Below are 15,039 nucleotides of genomic sequence, written 5' to 3' on the forward strand. Positions count from 1 at the left end.
ATGACTAAGGAGTGGTTATGCAGCATTTGATTTTTGTCTACGGCACGTTACGCAAGGGAGAGTACAACCATCAGTATTTGCGCTCGGCGCAGTTTCTTGGTTTACATGAAACGGATGCTCAATTTGCAATGTATGACTTAGGCCCTTATCCAGCGTTGTCTGATGGGCAACGCTCGATTCAAGGTGAAGTGTATCTGATTGATGATGAAACCTTATCTGAGCTAGATAGGTTAGAAGATGTGCCAGTGGAATATCGCCGAGAGAGCATCGCTACGCCTTTTGGCCAAGCTTGGATCTACTTATATCAAGATACTGAGCAATTAACCGAAGAAATCGCTTCCGGAGATTGGTGTCAAAAGGTGTGAGCTATACTGACATTATCAATAGCAACGAGCTAAACACTAAGGAGTCGCGATGAAAGCATTCGTAATTGGAGTAATGGCGTTGCTTCTTGCTGCATGCGCACAAACAACACTACCGACTTCGAATAATGTGACCGATTGGCAAGTGTTTGGTAAGCAGTCAGCTTTAGATGGATTACGGGAGTTATCTGAGGAGCGAATTGCGAAGCTGGATGATGTTAACCATGCGACGCCGAACTGATAATGGCTTATCAAGCGGGTTACCAGCAAGGCAAACAAGAGTATTGTGAGCAAAGTGCTTATATGCTCGGTGTTATCGGGCGGCCGTATTTTGGCATTTGTGATGATGTTGACCCCTTCTTTCAACATGACTACGACGCTGGACGAATGTCTTCAGCAGGCGCACCTATCTAGTTGACACAGGTAAGATGAAAGCAAAAGAGCTGCCCTAGAGCAGCTCTTTTTAATTTTGTATCAGCAGTGATACTTATTTTTTCTGAGCTCGCTCGTAAGATTCTAGGATTTCAGCTTTGGCGGCAGCAACATCTGCCCAACCATCCACTTTCACCCATTTGCCTGCTTCAAGCTCTTTGTAACGCTCAAAGAATTGCGTGATCTGCGCTTTCAGTAGTTCTGGGATATCGCCCACATCTTGGATGTGCTCGTACTCTTTCGAGATTTTTGAGTGGGGAACCGCAAACACTTTTGCATCTTCACCCGATTCATCTGTCATCTTCAAAACGCCAACAGGACGGCAGCGAATGACTGAACCTGGCATGAGTGGGTATGGTGTTGGTACCAATACGTCGACTGGGTCGCCATCAAGAGACAGGGTATTGTTCACGTAGCCATAGTTGCATGGGTAGAACATTGGTGCAGACATGAAACGGTCGACAAATACAGCACCAGAGTCTTTATCTACTTCGTACTTGATTGGATCTGCATTTGCAGGAATTTCGATCACGACATAGATATCTTCAGGCAGCGACTTGCCTGCTGGTACATGGTTTAAGCTCATTAGAATATTCCTTTTCATTAACGATGAGTCACACAAAAGCGGCTTCATCTGATGATAAATTCGCGTTTCACTTTAGCGACAAAAACGCGGCAGGTAAACACCTGCCGCGTTGGACAAAGGTCTGAAATTATTCTTCGTCGCGGTGCAGTTCAAGGAACTCTTCAACTTTGCGAACCATGTTCTTCGAACCCACAAAGAAAGGTACACGCTGGTGCAACTCAGTAGGCTTGATGTCCATAATGCGATTCACGCCGTCCGATGCAATGCCCCCAGCTTGCTCAATGAGGAATGCCATAGGGTTACATTCGTAAAGCAGGCGTAGCTTGCCTTGTGGGTGGCTTTGTGTGCTTGGGTAAAGGTAGATACCACCTTTCAGTAGGTTGCGGTGGAAATCAGCAACCAGCGAGCCAATGTAGCGAGAAGTGTATGGGCGACCGTCTTCTGGCACGTTTTCTTGGCAGTACTTGATGTACTTCTTCACCCCTTGAGGGAAACGAATGTAATTACCTTCGTTGATGGAGTAGATCTTACCATCATCAGGAATCATCATGTTTTCATGAGAAAGACAGAAGCTGCCGATAGATGGGTCGTAAGTAAAGCCGTTTACGCCGTTACCAGTTGTGTATACCAACATGGTGGAGGAGCCGTAAATTACGTAGCCCGCAGCCACTTGTTTGTGACCAGGTTGTAGGAAGTCTTCTTCAGTTGGTGGAGTACCGATTGGAGAAACACGACGGTAAATCGAGAAGATAGTACCAACAGAGACGTTCACATCGATGTTAGAAGAGCCATCAAGTGGGTCCATCAGTACTACATATTTGGCGTTTTGGTTGAGTTCTTTATTGAACGCAACTGCTTCGTCTTCTTCTTCACTGGCAACGCCACACACTTGATCACGAGCTTCGAGCGCGGCTTTGAACTTATCGTTCGCGTAAACATCGAGCTTTTGCTGATCTTCACCTTGGACATTTTCCGTACCTACAGCACCAGTGATATCACCGAGACCCGCTGCGTTGATTTCGCGGTTAACGATTTTTGCAGCTAAACGAATGGAGGCTAAAAGGGATGATAGATCACCGCTAGCGTGGGGGAAATCCGCTTGTTTTTCGACAATGAACTCGCCTAGGGTGCGCAGTCCTGACATGGTTAATCCTTACATTTTCATTTCATTGGGGGTAGTGCGCAAGTGAGCATCTCTTTATGGATGTTAAACGATTGCGCTGGATGTAAGTTTAAGTCGCAGATCTTTTTAATGGTAATGAAGTAACTGTTTGAGATCTCAATTTATTTGTAGACTTGTTTGAGGGATTCATCAGTAAGCAAGAGGTTGTACAGTCTGTGTTCAACCTTGTCATATTTGTGAAAGGGACTGCAAGAAGAAGGCTAAAGTCACTCGCTTTTCAGGCGGTAATCGCGATAATGAAAGCATTAAAAAACGCATTACAAGGTTTAGTTTATGCACATTCATATCTTGGGTATCTGTGGCACATTTATGGGCGGCGCAGCGATTCTAGCGCGCCAATTAGGACATAAAGTCACTGGTTCTGATGCCAACGTTTATCCGCCAATGAGCACACTGCTTGAGTCTCAAGGTATTGAAATTATTGAAGGCTTTGACCCGTCTCAACTCGACCCTCAACCAGATCTTGTGGTGATTGGTAATGCGATGAGCCGTGGCAACCCTTGTGTCGAGCATGTGCTCAACACTAACATGCGCTACACCTCTGGTCCGCAGTGGCTCAACGAGTTTTTGCTGCATGATCGGTGGGTATTGGCGGTATCGGGTACACATGGGAAAACGACCACGTCGAGCATGCTTGCCTGGATACTTGAAGATTGTGGTTATCAACCGGGTTTCTTAATCGGTGGGGTACTCGGTAACTTCGGAGTGTCTGCTCGTTTGGGTGAAAGCATGTTTTTTGTCGTTGAAGCGGACGAATATGACAGTGCTTTTTTCGATAAGCGTTCTAAGTTTGTGCATTACCATCCTCGCACTTTAATCATGAATAACCTTGAGTTCGATCATGCTGATATCTTCGATGATCTAGAGGCGATCAAGCGCCAATTCCATCATTTAGTGCGAACGGTTCCCGGCAATGGCTTAATCTTAGCTCCGAAGCAAGACCAAGCTTTGGCGGATGTATTAGAGCGTGGTTGCTGGACAGAAAAACAGTTCTCTGGTGAGAATGGTGACTGGCAAGCGCACAAATTAGTGCTTGATGGCTCAAAATTTGACGTTGCGTTGAAAGGCGAGAAGGTTGGTACCGTCGAATGGAATTTGGTGGGTGACCACAATGTGGATAATGCGCTGATGGCAATCGCTGCTGCACGACATGTTGGAGTCACTCCGGATCTTGCTTGCCAGGCATTAGGGCGTTTCATCAATACCAAGCGCCGTTTAGAGCTGAAAGGTGAAGAACAAGGTGTGACGGTTTACGATGATTTTGCGCATCACCCAACGGCAATTGAACTTACTGTCGGTGGTTTGCGTAACAAGGTAGGTGAAAAACGCATCCTAGCTGTGTTAGAGCCGCGTTCTGCCACCATGAAGCGTGGCGTACACAAAAACACACTTGCAGAGTCACTGCACAGTGCAGATGAAGTCTTCTTGTTCCAGCCAGATAATATCGAGTGGTCTGTGCAAGACATTGCCGACCAATGCACACAGCCAGCGTTTGTCGATGCGGATATAGATAACTTTGTAGCCAAGATCGTCGAACGTGCGCGACCAGGTGATCAAATTCTAGTCATGAGCAACGGTGGCTTTGGTGGTATTCACGGAAAACTTCTTGAGCAGTTAAAACAAAAAGCCTGATTGATATGCAAAACAAAACACAACCCTCTCATAAAAAAGCCATCACGTTGGCATTAACGGGTGCTTCTGGTGCTCCCTACGGCCTTCGTCTTTTAGAATGCTTGGTTGCGGCGGATTATCATGTCTACGTTCTGATTTCTTCGGCAGCTCGTGTTGTGATGGCAACCGAGCATAATCTTAAGCTACCAAGTGGCCCAGAAGCGGCGCAGCAAGCATTGGTAGAGCACCTGAACTGCAATCGAAATAACATCACCGTTTGCGGTAAAGACGATTGGTTCTCGCCGGTTGCCTCTGGTTCTGCTGCACCCAAGCAAATGGTGGTTTGCCCATGCTCTGCGGGAAGCGTTGCAGCCATAGCACACGGTATGTCGGACAACTTGATCGAACGGGCCGCTGATGTAGTAATGAAAGAGCGCGGGCAGTTGTTGCTCGTGGTTCGCGAAACACCATTTTCAACGCTACATCTGGAGAACATGCACAAACTGTCGCAAATGGGCGTCACCATCATGCCAGCAGCTCCAGGCTTCTATCATCAGCCAAAGAGTATTGAAGACTTAGTGGATTTTATGGTGGCGAGAATTCTTGACCACTTAGGTATTGAGCAAGGTTTGGTGCCTCGTTGGGGTTATGACCAGCGCTCGTGAGCTGATTGTGTAACCACTCAAATACCTTTACAATCCATCCAACTCATCGGGGAGCAAACCCATTTAGCATTGAGTCAATCAATGCATTGGGGCGCTGAGACCTAAGTGTTTAACTAGGGACCCGTATTACCTGAACCAGATAATGCTGGCGTAGGAATTGAGTCTGGATATTGGAAGTCCTTAATAGCCGCCTCAAACCCTGTGCCGCTCAACTTATTTCTCTGAAATACTCATGGAGAGCGAGCAGTGAAACCCACTCTAAATCTGATTGCCCTAGCTGCAATCACCTCTACTTCAGCGTTTGCCGCTGAAAACACATTAACCATCTATACCTACGACTCTTTTGCCGCAGATTGGGGGCCGGGTCCTAAAATCGAGCAAGCTTTTGAAGCAAAATGTGGCTGTGACGTTAACTTCGTAGCGTTGGACGATGGTGTGTCGATTCTGAATCGTCTTCGTCTTGAAGGCGGTAATAGCAAAGCGGACATCGTATTAGGTTTGGATAACAATCTGATGGCAGAAGCGAAGAAAACCGATCTGCTTGCCGAGCACAATGTGGATACGGCTAACACAGTGTTACCAAACGGTTGGAGTGACACGACGTTTGTACCGTACGATTACGGCTACTTCGCGTTTGTGTACAACAAAGAGAAACTGGCTAATCCGCCGAAAAGCATGAAAGAGCTGGTGGAAACGCGCAACGATCTGAAAGTGATTTACCAAGATCCGCGGACTTCAACGCCGGGCCAAGGCTTAATGCTATGGATGAAATCTATTTATGGCGACGATGTGACGCAAGCGTGGCAGAAGCTAGCGAGCAAAACCGTAACGGTCACGAAAGGTTGGTCTGAGGCGTATTCTATGTTCCTCAATGGTGAGTCCGATTTAGTGCTTTCTTACACCACTTCACCTGCGTACCACTTAATTGCGGAAAACGATTCGAAGTTTGCTACGGCGAATTTTGCTGAAGGCCACTACATGCAAGTTGAAGTAGCCGCCAAAGTGAAAGGGGCCAAAAATTCAGAACTTGCTGATCAATTTATGAGTTTCATTTTAAGTGATGAGTTCCAATCGGCGATGCCAACGGGTAACTGGATGTACCCAGTCACTGACGTTGAGTTACCTAAAGGTTTTGAAACTTTGAGTGTTCCAAGCAAGTCGTTGAGCTTTAGTGCTGATGAAGTGGCAAAAATGCGTAAGTCTTGGATTCGCGAATGGCAAAGCGCATTGACGTTTTAGCTGACGTTTCCATCCTCATCTGAATGAGATAGGTTTTACCTTTGAATTCTGTTCCAAAAATAGGTTTAGGGGTCGCGATGATCATCGCGACCTTTGTTATTTCTGCCCTAGGTGCTTTGATTGTTCAAGCCCCTTCACTTGATGTGTCTGTGGTATGGGGCGACCCGTATTATCAACATGTCACCAAGTTCAGCTTCTACCAAGCTTTTCTTTCCACATTGCTCAGTGTTGGCTTTGCCATTCCAGTAGCGCACGCACTTTCGCGTCGCCAATTTATTGGTAAATCATTACTGCTTAAGCTGTTTGCATCGACACTGGTTTTGCCGGTTTTGGTTGGTGTTTTTGGGCTGTTAGCGATTTATGGCAACAGTGGTTTGTTGGCACAGTGGTTGCAAAGTTTCGACACTAAACTGCCATTCTCTATTTACGGTTTGAACGGCATTTTACTCGCCCATGTGTTCTTTAATTTACCTTACGCGGCACGATTGCTTCTGCAAGCCTTGGAGTCTATTCCTGCCGAGCAGCATAAGCTTTGCGCGCATCTTGGGATGAGCCATTGGGATAAGTTTCGCTGGGTAGAATGGCCGCGTTTAAGGCAGCAGCTTCCCCACGTTTGTGGGTTGGTGTTTATGTTGTGCTTTACCAGTTTTGCTACTGTAATGGCGTTGGGGGGCGGGCCAAAATCCACCACCATTGAATTGGCCATTTACCAAGCGATTAAGTTTGATTTTGATTTACAAGCTGGGGCGTTATTGGCGCTGTGGCAGATGTTGTTATGTGGACTGCTTGCTATTGGAGTGCAGAAGTTAACAAGGCCTGTTTCTATCAGTGCTGGAAGCACATCAGTACAGCAATATTTAACGAAGGATCATGGGTGGTCAAAAGCTTGGGATAGCTTTTGGATCATGGGTGCCTTTTTACTGGTAATACCGCCGTTATTGATGGTGTTACTGAGTGGCATCAACCAACAAGTTTGGACAGTATTAACCGATGAGCGTTTTTGGTCTGCGCTATTGAACTCTCTCAAAGTCGCCTGTGTCGCTAGCGCGCTTGCGGTCGCTGCAGGGGTGTCCATACTATTGACCAGTCGCCGTTGGCGGTTGCAGTACAAAAACACGCGAGCCGATCAGATTGAGTTAATCGGCACAATTATTTTGGTAACTCCAGGTCTGGTGATTAGCACCGGTTTATTCTTATTACTGCGCGCATTTACCGATGTTTTTAGCTTGGCATTTTTTGTCGTGATTTTGGTGAACGGTTTGATGGCTTTGCCTTACGTGATCAAAACGCTAGCGCAGCCAATGCTGCACATTGAACAACAGTATCAGTATGTATGTGCCAGCTTAGGCATGCGTGGCTGGCAACGGTTTAAAGTGGTGGAGTGGCAGGCGCTACGCAAGCCGTTTGCACATGCGTTTGCGATCAGCTTTATGTTTGCAATAGGGGATTTAAGTGCCATAGCACTGTTTGGTGGACAAGAGTTTCGTACCTTACCTCTGTATTTGTTCCAGTTGCTTGGCAGTTATCAGATGGACGCAGCTGCGGTGGTATCGGTGACCCTATTGTTGTTGAGTGTGGGCTGTTTTGCCTTGATTGAGAAAGTATTGAAAACGAAGGAGAGAGCGTAATGTTAGTGTTGGATGATGTGCAGTACACCTACCAACGTGAACTGTTTCGTTTTGACTTAACGATTGAGCAAGGACAGATTGTGTCGCTGATGGGACCAAGTGGGGCAGGGAAGTCAACCTTGCTGGCGTTGGTGGCAGGATTTATCCATCCTGACCGTGGTGATATTTGTGTTGATGGTGAGTCCATTGTGCGTAAAGAGCCTTATCTGCGTCCGTTCTCTATGTTGTTCCAAGAGCACAATTTGTTTGCTCACTTATCGGTGCGTGACAACATCGGTTTGGGCTTACACCCAGGGCTAAAGCTTACGGTGGACCAAAATCGTCAGATTGAACAAGCCGCGCAGCAAGTTGGTGTTGCAGAGTACCTCGACCGTTTGCCAGAGCATCTTTCTGGTGGCCAGCGTCAACGTGTTGCCTTAGCGCGTTGTTTTGTTCAGCCTCATCCCATGTGGCTATTGGATGAGCCGTTCTCGGCGCTTGATCCGGTGTTGCGTGAAGAGATGCTGAGCTTGGTAAAAAAACTCGCAGCAGAGCAGGGAATAACTGTATTGATGGTCACGCACCATTTAAGCGATGCCAAAGCGATTGCCAGCCACTTTGTGTTTGTGGCAGATGGTAAAGTGGAAGCCGCGGGTGATATGTCTGCATTGAGTGAACAGCATGCTAGTGAGAAGCTTGCGGCATTTATCCGAGCAGCATGCTAGTGCCTGATAGTTGCTAGGTTATGCTTCTCCGCAACACAAACCATGCCGAGGGCCAAATTCAAATTGAGATCTTAAGCTCATGATATGGTCAATCATTGCTTGTACACGCCGTGGGCGGTTTGCTCCAGGACGATAGACTAAATAAATAGGCATTGGTACCGTGTGCCATTGCGGTAACACTCTGACTAAGGTGCCACTTTCTAGCTCTTGCGTCATGTTCTGCACAGGTAAGTTCGCGATGCCTAGTCCTTTAAGTGCGCCTTTTAATATTGCTTCTACAGTTGTACTTGAGAAGTTACTGGTTATTGAAACATTGACGGTATTATCGTGTGAGATCAGCGTCCAAGGTCCTATTTCTGAAACATATTGATACCTCAAACAGTTATGTTTTGTCAGGTCTTCTGGCGTTTCAGGTACGCTGAACTCAGCTAAATACTCAGGGCTAGCAGCCAGAACTCGAGTGGTATAGCCTAATTTTTTCGCGATTAATCGATCATCAACTATCTGACCGACTCGAATTGCCATATCAAAGCCGTGTGAAAACAGATCAACAAAATCGTTCGATGCTTCTAACGCAATTTGTACTTTTGGCCATTGTTTTAAAAATGGCAAAAAGATGTGTTCCGCCATATACGCATCCAACGCTGGTGGTGCGGAAATACGCAGCCGGCCTTGGATCTGTTGTTCCATCTCCTGTACGTCATGGCCAATTGAGTGGAATTCCTCAACTAAGCTTGCAGCACGCTCTAAAACCATTTGGCCGGCTTCGGTGATCACTAACTTTCGGGTTGTGCGCTCTAGAAGTTTGGCTTCAAAGTGTTGTTCGAGTTTGGTTATGGCTTTACTAACAGTAGATTTTGGTAGGTTTAACTCCAGCGCGCACTTGGTTAAGCTCAGTAGTCGACAGCTTGTGACAAAGATAGAAAGCGTTCTAAAGTCAATTGTTTCTAAATTGCGAACAATCACTTTCAATTATCCATATTGTTTCAATATTAATCTGATTATAGTCTGGCACCTCATCCTTAGCCATCAAGTTATTGTCATTTGAGGTAAACACCATGTCCAACTCTGTAGACTTATTTTCTCCTATCGAACTCGGTCAATTAGCATTAGATAACCGTGCCATTATGGCGCCTTTAACGCGAGCTCGTGCTGGCGCAGACCATATTCCTAATGACCTTATGGTTGAATACTACGCTCAACGTGCGAGTGCCGGACTTATCATTGCTGAATGCACCATGGTGATGGAAGGTACGTCTGCTTTCATGGCAGAGCCGGGCATTTACAACGAAGAGCAAATCGCAGCTTGGAAAAAGGTAACGGATGCGGTTCATGAGAGAGGCGGTAAGATTGTACTGCAAATTTGGCATGCGGGACGAGCTTGTCATCCTGATCTGAATGAAGGAAAAACACCTGTAGCGGCGAGCGCATTGGCCATTCGTGATGAATTAGTCCATACCCCTTCGGGTAAGCAAGCATATACGGTACCACGAGCACTCGAAGTGGATGAGATAGCTTCCATTGTTGCGGCGTTTAAACAAGGTGCAGAAAACGCCAAGAAAGCCGGCTTTGATGGGGTCGAGATACATGGCGCCAATGGTTATCTTATTGATAACTTCCTTCGTGACGGCTCAAATTTACGTACCGATGAATACGGTGGCTCGGTTGAAAATCGTGCTCGATTTTTACTTGAGATAGTGAAAGAAGTCGTTGAGGTGTGGGGACCCGGAAGAGTCGGTCTGCGTACATCTCCGCTAAATGGATTTAATGACATGAAAGACAGTGATCCAGTTGGTTTGGTGCGTTACTTAGCAGAGCAACTTAATTCTTTCGATCTTGCTTATTGGCACGTGATGCGTGCGGATCTGAAAGGCGTACAAAAAGCAGATGTTCTCAAGCCAGCACGCGAAAACTATCAAGGTCACTTAATGGCGAACGTGGGCTACAGTGCACAAGAAGCGGCAACAGCAATTGCAGAAAACAAAGTTGATGTGGTCGCATTTGGCGTTCCCTTTATCGCAAACCCAGATTTAGTTGAGCGATTTAAGAAAAATGCACCTCTTAATGAGGCGAAACCAGAACACTTTTATTTGGGTGGAGCAGAAGGTTATACCGATTACCCAGTGATGGCATAACCCTTACTTGTTTCATATAAAAAGGACGCTAATGTTAGCGTCCTTTTTCGTTTCTGTATTTACTTAGCCTTGCGGTTTTACGACCATCACATTGATTGGAGAATATTCCACAACCTTACTCGCGACAGAGCCAAGCATTACTTTATTGATTTTAGAGCGCTTGTGGCTTGGCATAATGATGAGATCAGCGCCTAAACGTTCTGCATAATCAAGAATGGTCGCGTAGGCCTTGCCTTCAGCAACATGCACTTGGTAAACCACATCTTCAGCAATATGCTCATTAGCGAAAGTTTTTAGTTGCTGCTTCACGTCTTGCTTCATTTTGGCCGCAGCATCTTTCGGAAAGTATGTGGCAACCATCGACATGTGAATACCAGGTAGTACAGTCAGAAGATGGATTTGAGCATTTGCTTGCTTTGCCTGCCAAACCGCTAGTTCAACCGCTCGGTCTGAAAAGCCTTGGTCATTTAGATCAACCGGAACAAGAATTTGTTTGTACATTCAATGTCTCTCATTAAGGCCCCATTATCCTCGGGGCCAAATCGGTTATGCGCTCAATTGTTCCTTACGAGCACGACGTTTTTGGTTCATTGCAAGCACCAGCAAAATCATTAAGCATGGTACAAACACCCACTCTTTCATCGGACGGTCTGCATCCTGGATAACCCACTTGATTTCCCAATCAAAGTCGATACCAGCGGACTCTGCTGGACTACCAAATTCAACCATATCGACAATCATTTTGTTGTCACTTTCGGTCAGCATCAGACCCATAGATGAAATACGTGCGTCTGCTGTTGTCGCACTGTCTTCGAATGGAAGACGAACCGTTTTCTCAATGTAGTCGCCCTCAAGGTTTTCACCGGCAACACGTAACTCCAATGATTCTCCTACATTTAGTGTTTCCGTGATTTGAGCTACCTCAACGCCAGGAGAAAGAACTTTCGCTGGGTACAGCATGTCCCACCAAAAACCTGGACGGAAAAACGAAAACGTCAGTACTAATAATAGGACTGTTTCCCACCACTTGTTACGCGTGAACCACCACCCTTGAGTTGCCGCAGAGAAAATCAGCATTGCAATGATCGATGAGATGACCGTGAGTGCCAAATGCCACCAAGAGTCGATCCCCATTAACAATAGCTGGGTATTGAACACAAACATGAACGGCAAAATAGCGGTTCGAATATCGTAAGTAAAACCTTGGATACCGGTACGAATTGGATCTGATTTCGCAATTGCGGCTGCTGCAAAAGCCGCAAGACCTACAGGTGGGGTATCGTCGGCCAAAATACCAAAGTAGAAAACGAACAAGTGCACCGCTATCAACGGAATAATCAAGCCATGCGCTGCGCCGAGCGTAACAATGACCGGCGCCATTAGCGTAGAGACCACGATGTAGTTCGCCGTTGTTGGCAGACCCATCCCCAGAACCAAGCTAATGATGGCGGTAAACAGCAGCATAAGAATGATACTGCCCCCAGAGATAAACTCGACGAAGTCGGTCATCACTAGGCCGATACCCGTTAGTGTAACAACACCAACAACGGTGCCCGCTGCCGCGGTTGCAACGCCGATACCAATCATATTACGCGCACCAGAAACTAAGCTCTCGGCAAGATCGACAAAGCCATCTTTGGTTTGCTGAAGCATGTCACCTTGCTTTGACAGCAGTGCAATCAACGGACGTTGAGTCAGCAAAATGAAAATCATGAACACCGTTGCCCAGAATGCCGAAAGGCCAGGTGAGAAACGTTCGACAGTCAAACACCAAACCAATACGACGATAGGGAGTAGGAAGTGCAAGCCTGACTTAACGGTTGGGCCAGGATCAGGTACTTCTGTTAATTCTGCATCAATCTCAATTGCGCCATCTTGCACGTGATTTGCTGAGACTTTCACCAACCCAACGTACGCGATTAATAGTGCGACGGTAACAATTGGTGTCGCGGCATCACCAAAGACGTCCTTTGTCCAACCCACTCCGTAGTAAACCAATGCGCTGATCACACACAATCCTAAGATTGTGCCAGTAAAGGACAGCAGACTTTGTACTAGTGTTGGGTTGTGGCGACGAGGAAGGCCTGTCATGCCTGCTTTACATGCTTCAAGGTGAACAATGTAAATTAAAGCAATATAAGAGATTAGCGCTGGAAGTAGGGCAGCTTTAATCACCTCAACGTAGGAGATACCGACGTATTCCACCATCAAAAATGCTGCTGCACCCATGATTGGCGGTGTTAACTGACCATTGGTTGAAGCCGCTACCTCTACCGCACCCGCTTTTGTGCCGGGAAAGCCAACACGCTTCATCAGTGGAATGGTAAAGGTGCCAGTTGTTACTACGTTTGCGATTGAAGAACCAGAAACCAGACCAGATAAACCTGATGCAACAACGGCCGCTTTAGCTGGACCACCTTTCATATGGCCAAGCAACGAGAAGGCAACTTTAATGAAGTAAGCACCGGCACCAGCGCGTTCCAGCATTGCTCCAAACAATACAAACAAGAAGACAAAAGAGGTAGAAACACCTAGCGCAACCCCAAAAACGCCTTCTGTTGTTAGCCACAAGTGAGACATGGCCTTGTTCAAGCTTGCCCCTTTGTGCGCGATAACGTCAGGCATGTAAGGGCCTGCAAAGGTGTAAGTAAGGAAAACAGCAGCCACGACCATTAATGGTGGACCAAGTGCTCGGCGTGTTGCTTCTAAAAGGAGGAGCATACCGATAACAGCAACAACGATATCAACCGTTGTCGGTGCGCCTGAGCGTCCTGCTAGCTCGGTATAAAAAAGGTATATATAGGCTGCTGAAAAGCTGCCAGCCAACGCGAGTATCCAATCAACAAGAGGGATATGATCGCGAGGAGAATTCTTCATCGCTGGATAAGCAGTGAAAGCCAAAAAGATCGCGAAAGTAAGGTGGATAGATCGCGCTTCCGTGTCGTTCAGTACGCCAAAATTGAAAATAAATGGTAACGGGGATGCGTACCATAATTGAAATAGTGACCAACACAGAGGAACAAACCAAAGGATTCGTCCTTGCATTCCCGAAGGGCTACGTGCACCTGTGTCTGCCTGAGCCACCATTTCTTGCACATCTTGTGACGGAGCTTGATTCGTCGCCATGTACTTTTTCCTTATTATTGATGGTCCTGTCTGATTTTTATCGAGAACCACACTTCGCCTCTATCAGTGTAGTGAATGGAGCGAAGTTTGCTTTCGAGTATTTTGCTGCCTGAACTCAAAGTGTTGATTGTTGGATACTCTGTTAGGCGGCGTTTAAGTTTTCTTGGGTATGAGCTCGCAGTTTTCAGAAGAAAACTGGCGAATGAAGCATACAGTTAGAACGTGCTACAACCTGTATGCTCAAACAGGCAGAAAATATTCTTTCCTGCCTGTATGTAGAGTCTGAGGAAATTACTTAATTAGACCCATTTCTTTGTAGTATTTTTCTGCACCTGGGTGAAGAGGAATAGAAAGACCAGCTTTCACCATGTCTTCTTTCTTCAAGTTTGCGAATGCAGGGTGTAGACGTTTGAAGGTATCAAAGTTTTCAAACACAGCTTTTGCCACGTTGTAAGCGACATCGTCTGAAACATCAGAGGTCGTTACCATTGTTGCTGCAACACCAAAGCTGTTTACGTCTTTGTCTGTGCCGCGGTACATACCAGCCGGTACTGAGCTAAAGGCGTAGTATGGGTTGTCGGCAACAATTTTATCGATTTTAGGGCCTGTTGCTGAAACTAGCTTCGCATCACATGATGTGGTTGCTTCTTTGATTGAACCGTTCGGGTGGCCGACCATGTAAATGAAGGCGTCAATTTTGTTATCACAAAGTGCCTGAGAGCGTTCAGAGCCTTTTAGCTCAGACGCCAATTTGAAGCTGTCGTTTGTCCAACCCATCGCTTCCATGACAACGCCCATCGTTGCACGGTCACCAGAGCCTGGATTACCGATGTTTACGCGCTTACCTTTCAGGTCTTCAACGTTTTCAATACCTGAATCTGCACGCGCAATGATGTTGAAAGGTTCTGTATGAAGAGAGAACATTGCGCGTAGCTTCTTGTACGGGCCTTGTTCTTCAAACTTGCTCGTACCGTTGTAGCCGTGGTACTGCCAATCCGATTGCACGATACCAAAATCTAATTCGCCTGCACGGATAGTGTTAACGTTGTAAATTGAGCCACCAGTCGATTCTACTGAACAACGGATGTTGTGGTCTTTACGACCTTTATTTACCAACTTACAGATAGCACCACCAGTTGGGTAGTAAACACCTGTCACAGAGCCAGTACCGATGGTAATAAACTCTTGAGCGTTAACTGCGCCTGCGCCCATTACGGCTGCAGCGATAGCGCCTACTTTGAGAAGTTTGTTAAATGCCATGAATTTCCCTTCCTTATATTCATTATTTACCCGGAAATAACCATAAATCACTTCTGGAGTTTCCTATTTGGAAACGGCACCTTTTTCAATCCAATCGTTTGAAAAAGC

At 46.4% G+C, this 15,039-nt stretch carries 13 protein-coding genes, 1 pseudogene and 1 riboswitch; of the genes and pseudogenes, 8 read left to right on the top strand and 6 right to left on the bottom strand.

Annotated elements, in window-relative coordinates; translation table 11 throughout:
* The first annotated feature begins 17 nt into the window (after positions 1 to 17).
* Positions 18 to 365, top strand: coding sequence for a gamma-glutamylcyclotransferase (locus R7P35_RS12855; RefSeq protein WP_053303337.1), 348 nt, complete (start codon positions 18 to 20; stop codon positions 363 to 365).
* A gap of 49 nt (positions 366 to 414) precedes the next feature.
* Positions 415 to 776: pseudogene (locus R7P35_RS12860) on the top strand (DUF2799 domain-containing protein).
* A gap of 73 nt (positions 777 to 849) precedes the next feature.
* Here R7P35_RS12860 and ppa read toward each other — a convergent pair.
* Positions 850 to 1,380, bottom strand: a complete 531-nt coding sequence (gene ppa, locus R7P35_RS12865; protein WP_054574250.1) for an inorganic diphosphatase — start codon at positions 1,378 to 1,380, stop codon at positions 850 to 852.
* Positions 1,381 to 1,507: 127 nt separating this feature from the next.
* Positions 1,508 to 2,524, bottom strand: coding sequence for a class 1 fructose-bisphosphatase (fbp, locus tag R7P35_RS12870; protein WP_005383114.1), 1,017 nt, complete (start codon positions 2,522 to 2,524; stop codon positions 1,508 to 1,510).
* A gap of 312 nt (positions 2,525 to 2,836) precedes the next feature.
* Between fbp and mpl the strand changes: the two genes are divergently transcribed.
* The 5 genes from mpl to thiQ all read left to right on the top strand — a co-directional run bounded on the left by mpl (position 2,837) and on the right by thiQ (position 8,410).
* Complete coding sequence (gene mpl / locus R7P35_RS12875; protein WP_213904791.1) at positions 2,837 to 4,195, top strand: UDP-N-acetylmuramate:L-alanyl-gamma-D-glutamyl-meso-diaminopimelate ligase; 1,359 nt, start codon at positions 2,837 to 2,839, stop codon at positions 4,193 to 4,195.
* 5 nt (positions 4,196 to 4,200) lie between these two features.
* A complete protein-coding gene (locus R7P35_RS12880; RefSeq protein ID WP_005379640.1) occupies positions 4,201 to 4,839 on the top strand; it encodes a flavin prenyltransferase UbiX in 639 nt (212 codons plus the stop codon).
* A 37-nt stretch (positions 4,840 to 4,876) separates the two neighbouring features.
* A riboswitch (TPP riboswitch) is annotated at positions 4,877 to 5,013 on the top strand.
* 72 nt (positions 5,014 to 5,085) lie between these two features.
* Positions 5,086 to 6,078, top strand: a complete 993-nt coding sequence (gene thiB / locus R7P35_RS12885) for a thiamine ABC transporter substrate binding subunit (RefSeq protein ID WP_047101920.1) — start codon at positions 5,086 to 5,088, stop codon at positions 6,076 to 6,078.
* Between the two features lie 41 nt (positions 6,079 to 6,119).
* Positions 6,120 to 7,706 (top strand): thiamine/thiamine pyrophosphate ABC transporter permease ThiP, encoded by a 1,587-nt coding sequence (gene thiP, locus R7P35_RS12890; RefSeq protein WP_206953621.1) that lies wholly within the window; start codon positions 6,120 to 6,122, stop codon positions 7,704 to 7,706.
* Positions 7,706 to 8,410, top strand: coding sequence for a thiamine ABC transporter ATP-binding protein (gene thiQ / locus R7P35_RS12895; RefSeq protein ID WP_171342788.1), 705 nt, complete (start codon positions 7,706 to 7,708; stop codon positions 8,408 to 8,410). The genes thiP and thiQ overlap by 1 nt, the downstream gene beginning before the upstream one ends.
* Positions 8,411 to 8,428: 18 nt before the next feature.
* On the opposite strand, the gene R7P35_RS12900 is transcribed toward thiQ, so the two are convergent.
* Positions 8,429 to 9,376, bottom strand: coding sequence for a LysR family transcriptional regulator (locus tag R7P35_RS12900; protein WP_206953623.1), 948 nt, complete (start codon positions 9,374 to 9,376; stop codon positions 8,429 to 8,431).
* Between the two features lie 92 nt (positions 9,377 to 9,468).
* On the opposite strand from R7P35_RS12900, the gene R7P35_RS12905 reads away from it, so the two are divergent.
* On the top strand, positions 9,469 to 10,545 hold the full coding sequence (locus R7P35_RS12905; protein WP_025768366.1) for an alkene reductase: 1,077 nt from the start codon (positions 9,469 to 9,471) through the stop codon (positions 10,543 to 10,545).
* 63 nt (positions 10,546 to 10,608) lie between these two features.
* Here the strand turns inward: R7P35_RS12905 and R7P35_RS12910 are convergent, their stop codons facing one another.
* The 3 genes from R7P35_RS12910 to R7P35_RS12920 form a co-directional block, all read right to left on the bottom strand.
* Positions 10,609 to 11,046: a universal stress protein gene (locus R7P35_RS12910; RefSeq protein ID WP_005379654.1), complete on the bottom strand. Its 438-nt coding sequence runs from the start codon at positions 11,044 to 11,046 to the stop codon at positions 10,609 to 10,611.
* A 45-nt stretch (positions 11,047 to 11,091) separates the two neighbouring features.
* Positions 11,092 to 13,671 (bottom strand): TRAP transporter permease, encoded by a 2,580-nt coding sequence (locus tag R7P35_RS12915; protein ID WP_025768367.1) that lies wholly within the window; start codon positions 13,669 to 13,671, stop codon positions 11,092 to 11,094.
* A gap of 291 nt (positions 13,672 to 13,962) precedes the next feature.
* On the bottom strand, positions 13,963 to 14,931 hold the full coding sequence (locus R7P35_RS12920) for a TAXI family TRAP transporter solute-binding subunit (protein ID WP_005379657.1): 969 nt from the start codon (positions 14,929 to 14,931) through the stop codon (positions 13,963 to 13,965).
* Between the last annotated feature and the right edge of the window lie 108 nt (positions 14,932 to 15,039).

The organism is Vibrio sp. Vb0304 (assembly GCF_033338995.1).
In the GTDB taxonomy this organism is placed as follows: Bacteria; Pseudomonadota; Gammaproteobacteria; order Enterobacterales; family Vibrionaceae; genus Vibrio; species Vibrio alginolyticus.